The following is a 17,339-nucleotide window of genomic DNA, read 5'->3' on the forward strand; positions in this document are numbered from 1 at the left end:
TCCCGGACCCAAAGAATGCTGGTGTCTTGGGAGCGGAGCGACGACGATGACGGAACGTCACGAGCAGGTCTGGGTCGGCATTGACGCCGGCAAGGCTCATCACTGGGCAGTCGGAGTCAACGCCAGCGGAGAGAAGGTGTTTTCGAAGAAGGTCGTCAACGGTGAGGACGAGATCCTGGCCCTGATGGTGACCGCGTGCGTGATGGCCGACGAGGTGCAGTGGGCGGTGGACATCTGCGGCCGGGCCTCGACGCTGCTGCTTGCACTGCTGATCGCCCATGGCCAGAGCGTGGTGTATGTGCCGGGACGCACGGTCAACCGCATGTCCGCGGCCTACCGTGGCGAGGGAAAGACCGACGCGAAGGACGCCCTGGTCATCGCCGACACCGCGCGGATGCGCCAGGACTTCACACCCCTGAGGCTCCCGGATGAGACCGTGGCAAATCTCCAGCTGCTCACTGCCCACCGGGCCGACCTGATCGCCGACCGGGTGCGATTGATCAACCGCTTGCGCGATGCCCTGGTGGGCATCTGCCCTGCTCTGGAGCGGGCTTTCGACTACTCAGCAGCCAAGGGACCGGTCATTCTGCTGACCGAGTACCAGAGCCCGGCCGCCCTGCGGCGGACCGGCGCCAAGCGGCTCGCGGACTGGCTGGCACGGCGTTCGGTCCGCAGCGCAGCCGAGGTCGCCGCCCGCGCGGTCGAGGCAGCCCAGTCCCAGGTGACCGCGCTGCCGGGCGAAAAGCGCGCCGGCAAACTCGTGTGTGACCTCGCGCATCAGCTTCTCGCGCTCGACGACTGGATCAAAGACACCGACCGAGAGATCCGCGAGGCCTTCCACCTCGACGAGCGTGCCGAAGTCATCGAATCCCTGTCGGGTATGGGCCCCATCCTCGGGGCCGAGTTCCTCGCCATCGTCGGAGACCTGTCCACCTACGCAGACGCCGGCCACCTGGCCGCCCACGCCGGACTGGCCCCGGTCTCGCGCGACTCCGGCCGCCGGACCGGTAACCACCACCGACCCAAGCGTTACCACCGCCGCCTACGACACGTCCTCTACATGGCCGCCCAAACCGCCATGATGCGCCCCGGCCCCTCCCGGGACTACTACCTCAAGAAACGCGCCGAAGGACTGATCCACGTCCAGGCACTGCTCGCCCTCGCACGCCGCCGAGTCGACGTCTTATGGGCCATGCTCCGCGACAAGAGGCACTTCACCCTCACCCCACCGGCCTCCCAATCGGCTTGACACCATCATTGAGACTCACTCGACCAGCGCATGGGGCAGGTCGACTGCGGCAGGATAGGTAACCAACAAGGCTCCTGTGTCGGCGAGTTGAGACGTCGAGCGCGTCCCTCAACGGCACGGGAGCCCTTTCCGTTGCGGAACGGCTACGTCGTCACCCGATCAGTGGCCAGACTGAAAGAGCTCACTGTTCGGCTGGCCTTCCCTCAGCGACGCCCGCTTCCAGCCGAGGCGACACGCCGGTACTGGGCTTCGTACGAGCGCATGAGACTGGTCCAGGTGAAGTGCCTGGCGCGACGCAGTGCTTCGGTAGCCAGCAGGGTCCTGCGCTCTGGGTCACGAGCCATGCGTACAACTGCGGCAGCGATCTCGTCAGGCCGCCGGACGTCCACCAACTCTCCCGCGCTGCCGAAGCCCAGCAACCACGGCACAGCGCCTGAGGAGCGACCGGCCACGATCGGCAGTCCGCGGGCCATGGCTTCCAGCACAGTCATACCGAACGATTCCTCGAGCGTGGGAGCCACGAAGATGTCGCTGCGGTCCATGAACATGAAGACGTCCTCGATCGAAAGCGCACCGGCGAATACCGTTCCGGAGGCAAGACCATGCGCGCGGGCCCAGGTCTCCGCCGGCCCACCCTGGTGGAAGTCCCGCCCCACCAGAACCAGTTCTACATCACCTAGTTGTTCGCGCACTGACCGGAACGATCGAAGCAGAGCACCGACATTCTTCAGCCGGGAGAAGTCAGAATTCACCGACAGAATGCGCCGCACCGGTGTGTCGCGGAGCGGGACCGTCTCTGTGAAGGAATTCGAGGAAAGGCCGTTCGGCAGGAGATGCACAGAACGCGGGCAGATGCGTCGGAGTCGATCTGCGATGTAAGGCGAGACTACGGCAAGGTTGCGTGCCTTCACGAGGCAATAATCCTGCATCAGGAGTCTGACCAGACGGTACGGATCGGGGACTCGGCGCAGAATAGCGGGAGCCCAGTCGTGCACGCTGACGAGAGTGGGATGTCTGCTGGCGAGCGCTCCCAGGCCGAACTCGTACGTCCAGTGGGCGTGAATCACCTCGGTATCCACGGAATCAAGCAGATCCCGGACGGTGTTCCGCTCGTGTCGGAACGCGTCACGGGCGCGGTGCCGCTCACGATAGGAACCGACCAGGACGTTCACGGTCCCGATACGCCACTGTGCGGTGGACGTGAGATCAGGGCTCAGCGTCACCAGTGTGACTTCATGGCCCCTGCGTGCCAGTTCCGCGGTGAGCGAGGTGGTCAGCGAGCCTCCCAACCCTTTGGGGACGTCGGCCTCGAGCTCTGGAGCGAGCATCCGCGACAAGTATGGCAGGTCAGCGGGCGCAGTGATCGTCACTCGCATGCTGTTCACCTTCTGGTTCGAATGTCCGAAGCCCCGTCAGTTGCCAAGGCCCTCCGTTTTCCCGATGGTCACCCACATGATGGGTATGCGCATACGGCTTGGCGAGCGGCGTCTGTGTCCTGTTCTCATCCAACTTCCTCTGGATGAAGGGTTTGCGGCGCTCTCCGCTCGATTGGGTCCGACTTAGTTGCCAGAGCACGAGTCCCAAAGCCACTCCTTGCTCCGTCGACGGAGAGTATGCGGCACAGAAGGTCAGTTGGGTCAGCAGGATCAGGCGACCAAGCAGGTCCGCGCGAGATCCCGAACGCAGGGCGAGAAGTGTCCACAGGTAGAGGCCGAAAAGCAGTGCAATGCCCGTGATGCCGAGTCGCAGAAATGTTTGGACGTAGAAGTTGTGCGGGGACACGGTAACCAGGCTTCCGTCAATAAGACGCTGATAGCCGGTCCCGAAGGGGCGGCCGAACATCGTGCCCTGAAAAGTTGCTTTCTCGGCCAGAAGTTCATTCCACCCGGTGACTCGCCAGGCGAAGGTCGAGTGTGTTCCCTGCATGGCGGAATAGGAGGACAAGAGTTCCTCTTTCACCGAGCCGAGGGAGAAAAGTGAGAGGCCGATGAATGCGATTACACCTGTGAACACTGCCGCACCGGCCACCGAGAATCGGTCCGTCCTGGCTGCTCTACCCAATAGCAGATAGGCGACGATCGCCACCGCGGTGGCGATCCAGACAGTTCTGTGCTGTAGGAGGATCACCGTCAAGAGCAGTCCCCCAACGAGAATCCGGCAGCGCAGCGTCTGCCAGCGCATCGTGATGAGCAGCAGCGTGGCCTGGCAAATCACGAGTGCGCCCGCTGCGAAGAGTGGACGAGCGGTGACCAGGGTGCCGTCGTCGATGACGTAGTCGTTGGCAGACGTGATCCCCGTGGCCCACCAGCGGCAAATACACACCAGTGCATAAGTGACCGCCAGAACACACCAGGCTTTGGCCCCGAACCTGAGGATCTCGGTGCGGACGCCCGCACCCGCAGTCGCGATGTACAGGGATGCGATCAGGAAATGCGCGTAGGGTCGGCATTCATTGGCAGCCGTCTCCAGGCCGAACTCTGCCATCCCTTGGAACATTGAGCCGGCGCTCAGAGCGAGGAGCCCTCCCAGTGCCAGAACACTTAGGCTGACGTGAATACGACGGAGGACCAACCGGCCAATGAGTACGATCGCGGCGCACGCGACGACCACGTCTGACAGGGAGAACGTCAAGTGACCGACGTCGACACCCAATTCATTCTGCCGCGTCAGCTCACCGATGAGACCGGGCAACAACAGAAGGCAGATCCCCAAGCGCATCTGGCGGGCGAAAACCCAGACAAGTGCGCTGGAAAGAATACCCGCTGTGCCCAACTGCGCCGCAATCAGGAAGGTTGCTGACATACGGCAATCTCGATCCGTGCGTGGGGGAGGAGGGAGCCGTCGAGAGTCGGCGGGCCGTGCAAACTTTCGATCGCTACTCGCATGCGGCGGCTCTCCTGTTCCTTTTGATGAGTGTTGTCGGGATCAGTGCGCGCTCTTGCGCGACTCGGATTCCCCTGAGAAAACGGCCGCAGAGGAGAGCACACACGCCCGCCGCTCCCACGGTGATCAGTTGGGCGGCCAGTGCGACTGGCGGGGGAGCGATCTCTCCGACTGCGCGGCCGACACCGGCTACGGTCAATGCGATGGCCACTGCCATGACGATGGACTGTGCGTAGGCGTTCCATACCTGCCGCAGCGATCCGGGGATCACGCGGTCCATCCACACGAGATACAGTGCGTGCTGCAGAATCCGGCTCAACAACACGGCAGCCACCAGGCCCAAAAGTCCGGCATCGACAACCATGACAATGCCGGCACCCAGCAACAGCGTACTGAGGTGTAGAAACTCGATCACGGCCTTCTGCGGCACCCTCCCGATCGCCTCCGCCAATGAGGCTGGGAAGTACGCAACGACGTGGAGCGCTGCCGCAGCTGCCAGCATGGGAACGAGAAGGGCGGTCGTACTCCACCCTCCGCCCAATAGAACCTGCACGAAGTTGTCGGCGATGGCGCCCATGGCGGCAGCCATGGGCAGAAAGAGCAGGGTGGTCATCGAAATGCTGTCGAGGTACGCGCTCCTGAGACGTCCAGGGTCGAGTTGAATGCGACTCAAGGCCGGAAACAATACCTTGCTCACCGCTGTGGAGATCTGATGCAGTGGCAGCACCGCGATCAGCATGGCGCGATTGTACTGGCCCAGCGCATCCATGCCCGCGTACTTGCCTACAAGGATGTTGTCGATGCTGATCGTCAGGAACTCGAGAAATCCAACGAAAGACACCTTTGCACCGAACGATGACACTGCCTTCATCGCCTCGCGGTCGAACAGAGGCCGAATGTCATGCCGGGTTGACGCGTAGCTCCAGAGCGCCATCACGCCTGACTGGCCGATGGCGGCATAGACCAGACTCCACACGCCACTTCCCGCCAGCGCGGAAATGATGCCGATAGCGCAGTACCCGGCCACGTAGGAGCCGAACTCGATCAGAACGATCGTCCGGTACCGCATGGATCTCCGAAGGAGTCCGGTAGCGGTCGAGGCCGCTCCGGAGATCACAAAGGTCAGTGCGAGTACTCGACACACGGATGTCATCCTGGGGGGAGCGCCCAGGAACTCCACCGCAAACGGCACCAGAACCCACAGAACCGCGTAGGCGATGAGTCCGCTGGCGATTCCTGTGGTGAAGGTCGCCCGGATCTCTCTTGCTCCGAGAAGCGTACGTTGCACTACAGCCGAGCTGATACCGCCGTGGGCGAAGTAGCTTACAAAGCGAAGTACGATCATAGCGATCGCCAGCAGACCGAAATCGCTCGGTACCAGCAACCGGCTCATCACGGCCGAATATGCCGACTGCGCGGTGAATGTCGCAACGGTCCCCAGAAGCGTCCACCGCAGCCCTTTCGCCGTGGTCGATGTCAGCCTCTCGGGCAGCGTATTTCGGACCGCTTCGGCGCTACCGGACAACGCCCCGCGCTCCATGGCGAATTCGAGTGACAACCGCACCGGCAAGGATCCGCGCGTAGGGGGAGAGCCAGTACATCAGCCACATGGGACCGGCGTGACGCCGGGTGAACCGCAACCAACTGCGGGGCGGCAGGCCTTTGGGAGCACGCATGAGGCGCAATCGCTGTCGGATGGGCAACGTTGGATCCCTCCAACTACCGTTTGGCGAGTTGCGTGCACACGTGCCCAGCGTTCCCGGGGCGACCCGGATCCGGACCCCGAGTTCCCGCGCCCGCAGGCCGTAGTCGAAGTCGGCCATGCCGTGGCCGAAGACTCCGTCGATCGGGCCAACCCGCGCTGCCACGCACCGCGGGACGAGCACCACGTTGCCGTGCATGGTGTCAGCCGGGACCGGCGTGTCACCCGGGACGACCGGAGCGAAGCGCGTCGGGTGCAGCCAGCTGGTCCGCCTGACGCCCGAGTACGTCAGGACCCCGCTGGACGGGTCCCGAACCGCGCCGACGACGATCGCCTCTTCGCGGACCTCGGCCAGGGCGCGGTGCGTCGTGAGCATCCGCGACAGAGCGCCGTCGTCCAGGACGACATCGTCGTTCAGCCACAGGAGGAAGTCGTATGCGGAGGCGGCGGCCTCGGCGGCGGCCATGCCGCGGGCCCAGAACAGTGATCCGTCACCGCGCACCACATGGATGCCTGGCCACACTTCCTGGGCCGCCCCGGCCGTCCCGTCGGTGCTGCCGTCATCGATGAGCACGACCCGCAGCGACACCCCCGGGGCGTTCTGCCTGCGCAGCGAGCGAAGGCAGCCGGTGGTCTTCTCCCGGCGGTTGTGGCAGGTCATCAGCGCGACGACGGTGGTCATCACCGTTCTCCGGCCGCTGCGAGGCGCCGGTAGATCCCGGCGTAGCAGGCCACACCGCGTTGCATGCTGTACCGGGCCCGGAGAGCGCGGAGGTCGGCGGCGGAGCGGGTGTCCGCGGTGCGGACCGCCCTGCCGATCGTCTCGGCGAGCTGGGCGGGAGCGATGTCGGTCAGCACGGCCGAGGGGGAGGCCTGGGCCACGTCTCGCAGCCCCGGGACGTCCGCGAGCACCGTCGGCAATCCGGTGGCGACCGCTTCGACGGCGGCGAGCCCGAGCCCCTCGTAGGCCGACGTCATGATGAAGACGTCCGCCGCGTGCAGCGCCTGCAACGGGTGTACACGTCCCAGGAAGCGGGTCCGGTCCGAGAGGCCCAGGCGCTCGACGAGGCGTCGCTCGGCGTGTCCGGCCTCTTCCTCTCCCACATGCAGATACATCAGACCGGGCGGACACGCGGGGTGGGCGAGTGCCTCCAGGATCGCTTCATGGCGCTTCACGGGCGCGCAGTTGCCCACGCTGACCGCCACCGCGGCGTCGGCCTCGAGGCCCAGTGCGATGCGCGCAGCCACGCGCTGAGCCGACGTGGGCGGCTCGAACTCATCCCCGTACCAGTTGTTCACGATCTCCGCCGGATTCCTGAAGCGAAGCCGCTCATTGTCGGCGACCCCATGGCTGACACCGACGTGAACGACACCCATACGGCGAAGGATCCGGCGTTGCAGCTCGCGCTTCAGACGCAGGACGCCGTCGAATCCGAAAACGCTGTGCACCGTGCGGACGACCCCGGCTCCGCCAGTGAGGGCCGCGAGCCCGAAGTAGAAGCAGCCTCGCTCCGCATGCAGGTGAACGACGTCGAAGCCGCCATCCCGCACCCGGCGGGCGAGCCGGGCCGGTACGCGGAGCAGCCGCTCGTCCGGCTCGTGGGCCACCACGTAACCGACGGCCTGGAGGTCGGCGGCGAAAGAGCCGGCGGCCGGGGCGACAGCCAGGATCTCCGCCTCGACGCCATGGTGTTTCCACTGCCTGGCGGCCCCATGAAGCATCACCTCCGCGCCCGAGGCCCGAAGTTGGTTCAGGACGTGCAGAACGCGTACACGTCGGCGGTCGGATCGGGGACGATCCATTGCGGGCCCTCCGTTGAATTCAGCGAGCGAGGTTCGGCACCGTCTATGGCTCGGTCCTCTTCGGAGACGGGCTTTTAACGGCATCCGCTTCCACAACGAGGGCCCACTCCTGACTGCTCTCAAGGCCCTCCGGCTCGGGATCGTCGCTCTCTCCGGGCTCGAACCTGCGTATGTCGCCGAAACCCGCCCGGTTCAGTTCGTCGGGCAGTGCCTGGAAGTCTCATAGATATCCGACGCGATGGCCGCGCTCCTGAAATGCCACGCGGACCAGATCGACCGGATGATGCGCTTAGTAAACTCTTGCCACCGGGAGCGAGCACTCGACGCACTTCACGGGGGAAATCTAACCTTGTAAGGTCGTGCCGTCGGCATCAGCGCTCGGGAGAATCGAGAGCAAGCAACCGGCCGATTCACCGTACCCACGGCGAATTTGGCGATTTCCTTGGGCAGCGACATGGCCACAGCGTGGCATAGAACTTCCACAGGATATCGCGCGGACACTCTGTTCACGTCCGGATTCGCCCGTCTGCCTCCGCGGGAATCGCGGCACCCTGCGCCGCACTCTGTTCAGGCGTCCCGCTCGAGCATCCCGAGCAGGCCGTTGCAGAAACGCGCCGCCATGCCATCGACCGTGTAATCGATGGCATCCTCACGGCATGCCAGGCGGAGGGACGCCAATCGGGCCCGATCCGTGAGCAGTGCCTGTACCGCTGCGGCATACGCTGCGACGTCGTCCCGTGTGACCACGGCATTGCGGCCGTCCTGCAGATACTCGAACTCGGGAGCGTGCCACGGCCAGTCGGTGGTCAGGATGGGCGTCCTGAGCGCGAACGAGTCCACCGCGCACAGCCCCACCCGTCCGGGCATCAGCATGACGTCCGAGACCGCGCCGAGAAGCGCAACGTCCCGTGCGACACGATGGCCGAGCGCCACCACCGGACTGTCGGTGCCGACGGCGGCTGCCACCAGCTCCCGGTCGGCACCGTCGCCGGCCACCAGCAGCCGAAACCCGGGCAGGGCCGTCCCGAGGCGTCGGGCGCATTCGAGCAGGAACCCGATCCGCTTCGGGGTGTCGAGCCCACCCACGAAGAGGGCGGTGCGTCCGGCGACGAGTCGGTGACGCTCGCGCAGTTCGGCGGCCTCGGCGTGCTCGCGGGTTCCCGGGACGTCCGCACGCCCACGCGCTTCGGCGAGTTCGGTGGTGTCCACGCAGTTGCGCAGGACCGTGATCCGATCACCGGGGAATCCCCGGGCCGCGACATGTGCGGCTCCCCGCTCGGTGTAGGCAAAGAACCAGTTCGCCCGGCGGGTGACCGCGTCCTTGGCCACCGCCTGGAGCCGGCTCGTCTCCGCGGTGTAGGTGCGGCCGTGACCCCAGAACGCGATCCTGGGCGCGGCGGGCCCGGCGGCAGATTGCATCCGTTGCCTCAGCAGAAGCCAGTACGCCTCGAGGTTGTGCAGCGCCTGCTCCAGCACGACGGCGTCGGCGGCAATGGCTCGGGGCCACACCTGATGCCAGAAGAGGGACCTCCCGCCCGGCGCCGTCAGCTGCCGGGTGGGCACCTGCACCGCGCCGGCACAGGGAGCGGCGTCCCGCCGGGCCGCGACGCTGGGTGGTGGTGGTCCGTGAAGTACTTCCAGGGTGCAGTCGGCGGCGTCCAGACGTTCCCGTACGCGGCCGAAGAAGGGCACCCGGTAATGGGGAACATACGGCTGTACGACTGTGATCCGCCGTCGGCGGGTCGGTCTCTTCGGCATGTCATCTCATCGCTGACTGGCGGTTGGGGACTTTGCTGTGGCTCATTCGAGCGCGCCGGCCCTTCGGTGACTGACGGCAGCGGCATAGACGGACTCCATGCGTGCGGTCCAGGTTCCTTCCGCGTAACGAGACGTGAAGACGTTCCGGCAGTGGGTGCGGAGCCCGGGGAAGCGTTCACTGGCCTGCTCCAGCGCACACAACAGCGGTTCGCCCTCGTCGAAAGTCACGCCGGTGCCCTGCTCCCGGACGAGTTGACCGACCGTGGAACCGGTGGGCGCGAGGACCGGGAGCCCGGCGGCTAGTGCCTCGACGTAGACCAGGGGTTCCGCGCCTTCCAGGCAGCGGCCGGGGAAGACCAGCCCCCGGTAGGAGGGAAGGCGGCGGCGCAGCTCGTCGTGCGGCAGGTTGCCCAGGAAACGTACGGTGGAAGGAGCGATCCGACGGCACTCCCGGAGCAGTGGGCCGTCGCCCACGATGTCCAAGGGCTCCTCGGCCGGCCAGCAGCGGAGCAGTTCCACAAGTCCCTTCTCCTCGCTGATCCGTCCCACGTACACCCACCGCGAGTCCGTCCCCAGCGGAGCACCGGCTTCGTGCCCTGCTACGGCAGGGGGCTCCGCAACGAAATTCGGCACGAGGGTGAGCCGCTGCTGAGGAACGCCGGCCCTCCGGTACATCCGGCGGCTGGTGTCGGACAGCACCACGAGCCTGTCGGCACGGTGAAGAAGCGGATCGTCCATGGCCTCGCCGCGGCCCGCCCACGCGAGGGGTGCGGTGGCGGCTCGGGAGCCCCGGTAACACCCGTACCGCAGCGCGGCCCAGCGGTCCCCGTCGGCACAGCGGGTGCAGGTGGCTCCGCGGCGGTAGAGGGTCGCTGAAGCGCACAGGGGCCGGTAGTTGTGGAGGGTCCCGACAACCGCACCGTCCCAGTGGCGCAGCCACTTGCGCCCGAAGTTGGGAAACAGGTTGTGAACGTGTACGACGTCGGGACGTAGCCGTCGCAGAGCGGCGAGCGGCGACAGGCCATGGCCTGTGGCGACGGTCAGCGCGGCCCGCAGGGGGTAGAGCGGCGCGCGGCTGAGTTCGTCGGTGTGCACGGCCAGCAAGTGCGTCTTATGCCCTGCACGACGCAGGGCCTCCACCTGGGCCAGCACGGCACGGTTCTCACCGCTCGGACTGCCGGAGCCGTAGAAGCTGTGCACGATCGCGATCTTGTACTTCTTCATGTGCGGTGCCGGGCGATCAGACCGAAGGTGGTCGGCGGGAACACTCGCTCTCCCACGGCTTGCAACACCCCTGACTGCGTCGACCAGTAGCGCTGGACCTCGACCTTCTCGAAGGCCGGTGCGAGCAGATCTCGCAACGCCTCCTCGTCCACGCCGTTGCGCACGACGTGGTACTCGACCATGTCGGCCTCGTTGGTTTCGTCGTAGACGCCGCGCATCCGGCGCAGGCGTGTGGAAAGACCCCGGCGGAAGTGGCCCTGGCCGAGCCGCCACAGGAAGTAGGCGTTCCGGTCCAGGTTCATCGACAGCCGTGACCGGCGTGGGTACCACAGCGGATCCTGCGCGCTGAGGAAAGCACCTCCCGGAACGATGCGCTCGACGAGCTGCCTTACCGTGCCCAGGTAGTCCGGGATGTGGTGCAGCACGGAGATGCACACGACTGCGTCCACCGGGCCAACCCGGCAGGTCGCGCCGCCGCTCTGGTCGTGGAGCACGGTTACGTTCGGATTGTGGCGAAAGCGGCTCTGGAGGAAGCGGACGCTCGGTGTGCTCATCTCGGTCACCGTGATCCGGGCGCCCGCGGCCAGGAGATGATCAGTGAAGGTGCCGTGCCCCGCGCCCAGTTCGAGTACTCGGCACTGTCCGTTCCGGTCGATGACCTCCTGCACCAGGGTGTGCAGACTGGTGATGAGTCGGTCGCGAACGGCGTGGTGGCGAATGTGTGGTGAGCCCTTGGCGTAGTCGTGTTCGACTCCGTGCGCACGCTCCTGCAGCTCCCCCATCGAGGCAGCCTGAGTGGTCGTCATGCCTGCACCCTAGGAACGGGGCCGGGATTTTCCTGGCCCAGTCCGAACGAGTCGGCCCGAATTCAGGCGATCGGCCGCCGATTCTCCTTCACCGGCCTTCTTCGGGGCACGCTGAATCGCCTGCCGCACCACCCCTCGCATGAAACGGGCGTTGCCGAACAGATACCGCCGCCACAGACGACGCGGTTCGCAGCCGAGCCGGAACAGCCATTCCAGCCCGTTGCGCTGCATCCAGGACGGCGCCTGACGTTTGGTGCCCGCGATGAAATCGAAGGCCGCACCCACGGCCACGGCCACCACGGGCAGTTGGGCGCACAGATCGGCGGCCCAGCGATCCTGTTTGGGAGTGCCGAGTCCGACCCAGACGATGTCCGCACCGGCGGCACGGATGTCTTCGGCCTGGCGGCGCAGTTCCTCGGCGGTCAGCAGGCCGAACGGAGGAGAGCATGTGCCGACGATCCGCGTACCGGGGAAACGGCGGTGCAGTTCCCGGTGCAGCCCGTCCAACACCTGAGGAGTGGAGCCGAGGAGGTAGTGGCGCACGTCGGTGTTCCGGCTCAGGGCGAACACGTCCAGCAGCAGGTCGGGCCCGTACACGCGTGTGCTCGGCAGTGGTGTGGGGCGGTGGAGCAGTTGGTTGGCCCAGACGACCGACTGTCCGTCGGGGAGGTTCAGAGAAGCCGAGCGAAGGAGGCTGCGAAGCTCGGCGTCCCGGTCCGCAAGGGCGAGCGTGTAGGCGTTCGAGAGGTGGACGTCGCTGCCCTGTCTGGTGGGGACGGCCTCCGCGCCGTCGACTTGGGCATGGTGGGCTTCGCGGATCCGCTGGGCCAGGTGCATCACATGGCGGGCTGCACTCTCCCGCGTGTGCGCCGTAATGGGCACGCCCAGGCATTCGACCACAGGAGCGGCAGGGGCCGCTGGAGCCTGCCGGTCATCGGCCGGGGCCGTCATCGGCGGGCTTGGGGGATCGGTGACAAGGAGAGAGGACGGTGCCAGTCTTCGGGCAGGACCCCTGAACTCAGTTGGTGCCGGAAGTAGGAGATGGTGTCGCGCAGCCCCCGTTCCACCGGGGTCGTCGGTTCCCAGTCCAGCAGTTCGCGGGCCTTGGTGATGTCCGGGCGGCGTCGTTCCGGGTCGTCCTGTGGGCGTGGGATCAGCGCGATGTCGGAGGTGGTCCTGGTCAGCTTGCCGATCCACTGCGCTAGTTCGAGCATGGAGACCTCATGGGGGTTGCCCAGATTGACCGGGCCGCCGTGGTCACTTTCGAGCATGCGCAGCAGTCCGTCGACCACATCGTCCACGTAACACAGCGACCGTGTCTGGCTGCCGTCGCCGGTGACCGTGATCGGCACTCCCCGCAGCGCCTGGCTGATGAAGGTGGGGATGGCCCGTCCGTCGTACGCGCGCATCCGGGGGCCGAACGTGTTGAAGATGCGCACGATCTTGGCATCCACGTCCCGGCATCTTCGGTAGGCCGTCGTCAGGGCCTCCCCGAAGCGCTTCGCCTCGTCGTACACCGAGCGGGGGCCGACGGGGTTGACGTGGCCCCAGTAGCTCTCCGGCTGGGGGTGAACCAGCGGGTCTCCGTACGACTCGGAGGTCGAGGTCAGCAGGAAGCGGGCGCCCTTCACGGCGGCCAGGTCCAGGGCGTGCCACGTGCCGGCCGACCCCACACGAAGCGTCGCCAGGGGCAGCCGCAGGTAGTCGGCGGGAGAGGCGGGGGAGGCCAGGTGGAACACAGCGTCCACCACGCCCGGCACGTCCAGCCCCTCGGTGATGTCCCGCTCGTCCAGCCGGAAGCGCCGATCCTCCATGAGGTGTTCCACGTTGTCGGGGCTGGATGTCAGGAAGTTGTCCACACAGACCACCTCGTGGCCTTCGTGAAGCAATCGCTCGCACAGGTGGGAACCGATGAAGCCGGCTCCGCCCGTCACTACCGCCCGCATGCGCGTCCTCTCGGCCGTTCCGCCCCAGGGGGACGGGTGGCAAGTAGCAGTGTCATTGCCGAAGCTCAGGTTGGCGTCGTGTTTCTATCTATTGCTCAGTTATGTGATGGTTAAGGCCATTTACAGGAAGTAACACGCTGTCAGATTGGCTTTCACCCGTTCTGCCGTAAGAGAGGTATGGAATGCTCGTATCCGCTGGAGAGACAGCACTTCGTCAGTCGACCACGTGCCGACGCTCGGCCTGGGCAGGCAGGGCGACCAAACGCGCCATCGACCTGGTAGGGGCCTCCGCCATGCTCCTGCTGCTGGCGCCGGTGCTCCTGGCGGCCACCGTCGCGTTGAAGGTCGACACTCGAGGCCCTCTGCTTTTCCGGCAGCGACGAACGGGCTGGCGCGGCAAGGAGTTCCATGTCCTCAAGTTGCGCACCATGCAAGTCGGGTCCGAAAAAATGCGAGAAGCCATGGCACCTCGCAACGAGACGGACGGGCACCTATTCAAAATCCGTGACGATCCGCGTGTGACTGCGGTCGGACGCTGGTTGCGCCGCTACTCCCTGGATGAGCTGCCACAGCTGGTCAATGTGCTGAAGGGGCAGATGTCCCTGGTCGGTCCCCGGCCGCTGCCGGTCGAGGACTCGGCGTTCACCGGCGAGGCCCGCCGTCGCCTCCATGTCCGGCCGGGGCTCACCGGGCTGTGGCAGGTCAGCGGCCGGTCCGAGCTGTCCTGGGAGGACGCCCTGCGCCTGGACCTGCAGTACGTCGACACCTGGTCGATCAAGCTGGACCTCACTATCCTCCTCCGAACCCTGCCTGCCGTGCTGCGCGGTGACGGCGCCTACTAGGGACAGCCAATGAAAATGCCGCGCCTGGCAAAGACCGTTGCCACTCGTGCCCCAGGCAACCTGCTGCGTGACCCCCGCGTCCTCCTGTCCGTATGTGCCTTCGCCGGCCTCCTCCTGGCAGGCGCCGCCTGGATCGCCATCACCGCTGTGCTCGCGCGCAACGAACTGCTGGCCGCGCAGCGGGATCTCGAGACGTTGCGGGGGCAGCCGAACGTACAGCCCGCCGCAAGTCCCGCCGACCAGTTGCGGACCGCCGAGGCCGCTGTACGCAATGCGGCACGGCACGCGGCCCGAGCTCACCGACTCACCACCGGTCCGGCATGGTATCCCGCGTCGCAGCTGCCTCTTCTGGGAGAGCCGCTGCGCACCGTGCGGGGCATCGCCGAAGCCTCCGATCTGCTGACCCACGATGCCCTGACCCCCGTTACACGCACCGCCGCCGAACTGATGGCCGCCACCGGAAGCGATGGTGGGCACCTCGACCTCGACGCCCTGCGCCGTGCGGCTCCCGTCCTGCAACAGGCCTCACACAGCACCTCGGTCGTGCTTACGGACATGGCAAAGCTGCCGCATGCCACATGGCTGCCCGCCGCAGATCACGCCCGCGCCCAGCTCGCCGAACAGCTCGCACGGATCAGCAGCGTCACGGACGACGCCGCGATGGCGGCCCGAGTGATGCCGTCGATGCTAGGAGCGGACGGGCCAAGACGGTATCTGGCAGTGTTCGAGAACACTGCCGAGGCGCGCGGTACGGGCGGGCTTCCGGGGGCGTTCGCAGTGGTCACCGCGGAGGGCGGCCGACTGCGCTTCGAGGACTTCGGCAATGACAGCGAGCTGTCCGACTTCCATGCGGCGGTCGACCTGCCGGCCGAATACACCGCCCTCTACGGCCCCAGTGCCCCGACCAGCACCTGGGTCAACAGCAACATCAGCCCGCACTTCCCCTACGCCGCTCGCATCTGGGCCGCCGCCTGGCGCGCGCACAGCGGCCAAAGAGTGGACGGCGCTTTCTCACTCGATCCCGGCGCGCTGGCCGGGATGCTCGCCGCGTCCGGTTCCTTCTCGCTGGCCGACGGAACGGTCGTCACCGCCGCCAACATGGTTGATCTCACCGAGCGTTCGAGTTACGCGACCTACGAGAACGTCCCGGAGCGCAAGGCGTTCTTCCTCGACGTGGCGCGCGCGGTCGCAGATCGGCTGCTGGAAGCTGCGGACGATCCGGCACGCCGCCCGGCGCTGTTCGCCGCACTGCAACGGCAGCTCAAGGAGGGGCGGATCAAAGTGTGGAGCGCCCACTCTGCGGAGCAGCGCGAACTTCAGCGTAGACCGCTCGGCGGTGTCCTGCCGGAAGGGGCAGCACCGTTGGCCGGGCTGGTTGTGACCAACGCGGCGGGCACCAAACTGGACTACTACCTCGACCGCCACTTGGTCTGGACGCCGGGCCGGTGCACGGCGAACGGGCGCGAGGTCACCGTAACGGTGCGGCTGTCCAACCGGGCACCGGTTTCGGGGCTGCCCACCTATGTCACCCAGCGGGTGGACAAACCGCCCTACCGCACCCGGCCCGGCGACAACCGGCTGCTGGTCTCCTACTTCGCCAGTGAGCAGGCGAAGCTGACCGGCGCCACCCTGGACGGTCGGCCCGCGCTGTTGGGGAATGCCGTCGAGCGCGGCCATCCGGTCTACACCCTCGATCTGGAAATGCCCGCGCACTCCAGCCGCATCCTGGTGCTGCACTTGTTGGAGCGGCCCACCAACCGCGCCCCGACCGTGCTGCGTCAGCCGCTGGTCCGACCGCTCCAGGTTGCGGTGCGCCCGTACGGCCCGTGTGATTCCTGAACTTCGTCAAACAACTGCAACCACGATCCGCGGCTGGCGAGACCTGCTGAAGTGGATGTGTGTCCCCGACCGCGGACGGACACATCCGATCCAGTCGATGCCTGCGGCACTGTAGCGGTAGTGCTGTGCCGGGTCGGACCACAGACGTCCCCCCCCCCCCCCAAGGGCCGTCACGGCATGGTCGAGGCGGCCCTGGTGCCGCAGCCTGATCAAGGCCCCCGCGTCCAGACGATGAACCAGATCCGCGGCCTGCTCGTGTCCGCGCCGTCGATGCTGCACGAGCAGATCGCGCGCAGGTCGTCTCGCGGCTGCTGCCGCGCCGCATGTACACAGCGCGGTGGGCAACACTGGATTCGTCGTCCTTTTTGCGGCCCTGGGCCCGGCGGTGAAGCCGGTGCGGCGCGAACTCCGCCCAGGGGCGGCCGGGTACGGGACACCGGACCATTCCGCCCCATGCCCACCCTGCGTCACCGTCATGCGCAGGGCGGATTGGCGGGTTTCAGATTCGTTCGGACACTGCCTGTCCGTCGTAGTGCTTCTCCTCGAACTCGACCGGCTGAGCCAGCCGAGCTTCTCCTGGATGCGGCGACAGTCATAGAAGCCGTCGATGTACTGACGAACGCGAGGTTCGCCTCGGGCCGGGTGGCGAAGACCTGGCCGCGCACGCACTCGTTCTTGATCAGCACCAACAGGTTCTCCCGCGAGGGCATTGACGCTCCTATCGTTCGGCAAGCCGTTGAGGCAGGGTCTGTTCGGGCCTTGAACATCTGGTAGATCTCTCGTGGCCGGCCCCAAGGGCCGTAGGCAACTCACGCGCAATCCGGCCCGGCGGCCTACGGACCGCTGTGAACGGCCAACCTGAACGCGTTCGCTGACGCGAAGTAAGTCGGCAACTCGGTTCCTGTGGTGGCTCGGACAGCAAGGGGTGTGTAGGCGGGCGTGAGGGTGCCGCCAACCGGAGGATTCTTCGTTCTATCGAACTCGAAGTAACCCGAATGGCCTGCGCTCCGGTGTTAGGACGGCGCGATCCGGCTACAGGTGATCACGCGCAGCTGCGAACCCGAAGAGTCGGCGTGGTGCCGGCCCTCGCAGTCGCGGCGAAAGGAATAGCCCATGCGAATCACCCGTACCCTGTTCGCCTCCGCAGCGATCGCCACGGCGGTCGCGCTCTCCGTGCCGGTCGCGAACGCCGCCACGGCGCCCGGGTACTTGGCCGCGGACGGTGGTACCTCGCACAGCAGCGAGCAGAGTGGCAAGTCGGAGGACCAGTGGTCCGAGACCCAGGCG

Annotated in this window: 13 protein-coding genes; 3 read left to right on the forward strand and 10 right to left on the reverse strand. The window is 66.4% G+C overall.

The genetic code is table 11. The annotated features are described in order from the left end of the window. Window positions 1-46 precede the first annotated feature (46 nt). Window positions 47-1,249, forward strand: a complete 1,203-nt coding sequence (locus tag AB0D34_RS36180; protein ID WP_362669567.1) for an IS110 family transposase — start codon at window positions 47-49, stop codon at window positions 1,247-1,249. Window positions 1,250-1,452: 203 nt separating this feature from the next. Here the strand turns inward: AB0D34_RS36180 and AB0D34_RS36185 are convergent, their stop codons facing one another. The 10 genes from AB0D34_RS36185 to AB0D34_RS36230 all read right to left on the reverse strand — a co-directional run bounded on the left by AB0D34_RS36185 (window position 1,453) and on the right by AB0D34_RS36230 (window position 13,371). After that, complete coding sequence (locus AB0D34_RS36185) at window positions 1,453-2,625, reverse strand: glycosyltransferase family 4 protein (RefSeq protein ID WP_362669570.1); 1,173 nt, start codon at window positions 2,623-2,625, stop codon at window positions 1,453-1,455. Further along, on the reverse strand, window positions 2,597-4,051 hold the full coding sequence (locus AB0D34_RS36190) for an O-antigen ligase family protein (protein ID WP_362669573.1): 1,455 nt from the start codon (window positions 4,049-4,051) through the stop codon (window positions 2,597-2,599). The genes AB0D34_RS36185 and AB0D34_RS36190 overlap by 29 nt, the downstream gene beginning before the upstream one ends. A 73-nt stretch (window positions 4,052-4,124) precedes the next feature. Then, on the reverse strand, window positions 4,125-5,657 hold the full coding sequence (locus tag AB0D34_RS36195) for an oligosaccharide flippase family protein (RefSeq protein WP_362669576.1): 1,533 nt from the start codon (window positions 5,655-5,657) through the stop codon (window positions 4,125-4,127). Further along, window positions 5,647-6,516, reverse strand: a complete 870-nt coding sequence (locus AB0D34_RS36200) for a glycosyltransferase family 2 protein (protein WP_362669579.1) — start codon at window positions 6,514-6,516, stop codon at window positions 5,647-5,649. Before AB0D34_RS36200 ends, AB0D34_RS36195 begins: the two co-directional genes overlap by 11 nt. Further along, entirely contained in the window at window positions 6,516-7,637 is a 1,122-nt protein-coding gene (locus AB0D34_RS36205) for a glycosyltransferase (protein ID WP_362669581.1), read from the reverse strand. The genes AB0D34_RS36200 and AB0D34_RS36205 overlap by 1 nt, the downstream gene beginning before the upstream one ends. A 567-nt stretch (window positions 7,638-8,204) precedes the next feature. Continuing rightward, on the reverse strand, window positions 8,205-9,395 hold the full coding sequence (locus AB0D34_RS36210) for a glycosyltransferase (RefSeq protein WP_362669583.1): 1,191 nt from the start codon (window positions 9,393-9,395) through the stop codon (window positions 8,205-8,207). Window positions 9,396-9,437: 42 nt separating this feature from the next. Beyond that, on the reverse strand, window positions 9,438-10,619 hold the full coding sequence (locus AB0D34_RS36215) for a glycosyltransferase family 4 protein (protein ID WP_362669586.1): 1,182 nt from the start codon (window positions 10,617-10,619) through the stop codon (window positions 9,438-9,440). After that, on the reverse strand, window positions 10,616-11,425 hold the full coding sequence (locus tag AB0D34_RS36220; protein WP_362669589.1) for a class I SAM-dependent methyltransferase: 810 nt from the start codon (window positions 11,423-11,425) through the stop codon (window positions 10,616-10,618). The genes AB0D34_RS36215 and AB0D34_RS36220 overlap by 4 nt, the downstream gene beginning before the upstream one ends. A 9-nt stretch (window positions 11,426-11,434) precedes the next feature. Continuing rightward, on the reverse strand, window positions 11,435-12,307 hold the full coding sequence (locus AB0D34_RS36225) for a WecB/TagA/CpsF family glycosyltransferase (protein WP_362669591.1): 873 nt from the start codon (window positions 12,305-12,307) through the stop codon (window positions 11,435-11,437). 65 nt (window positions 12,308-12,372) lie between these two features. Then, window positions 12,373-13,371 (reverse strand): UDP-glucuronic acid decarboxylase family protein, encoded by a 999-nt coding sequence (locus AB0D34_RS36230; RefSeq protein WP_362669594.1) that lies wholly within the window; start codon window positions 13,369-13,371, stop codon window positions 12,373-12,375. A 182-nt stretch (window positions 13,372-13,553) separates the two neighbouring features. Here AB0D34_RS36230 and AB0D34_RS36235 point away from each other — a divergent pair, with 182 nt between their 5' ends. Together AB0D34_RS36235 and AB0D34_RS36240 are read left to right on the forward strand one after the other, a co-directional pair. Further along, the gene (locus AB0D34_RS36235) at window positions 13,554-14,213 is read left to right on the forward strand and encodes a sugar transferase (RefSeq protein WP_362669597.1); all 660 of its coding nucleotides are present in this window, start codon (window positions 13,554-13,556) and stop codon (window positions 14,211-14,213) included. Window positions 14,214-14,222: 9 nt separating this feature from the next. Further along, on the forward strand, window positions 14,223-16,052 hold the full coding sequence (locus AB0D34_RS36240; RefSeq protein WP_362669599.1) for a DUF4012 domain-containing protein: 1,830 nt from the start codon (window positions 14,223-14,225) through the stop codon (window positions 16,050-16,052). The last annotated feature ends 1,287 nt before the right edge of the window (window positions 16,053-17,339 follow it).

It is taken from the genome of Streptomyces sp. NPDC048420, assembly GCF_040651535.1.
GTDB lineage: Bacteria > Actinomycetota > Actinomycetes > Streptomycetales > Streptomycetaceae > Streptomyces.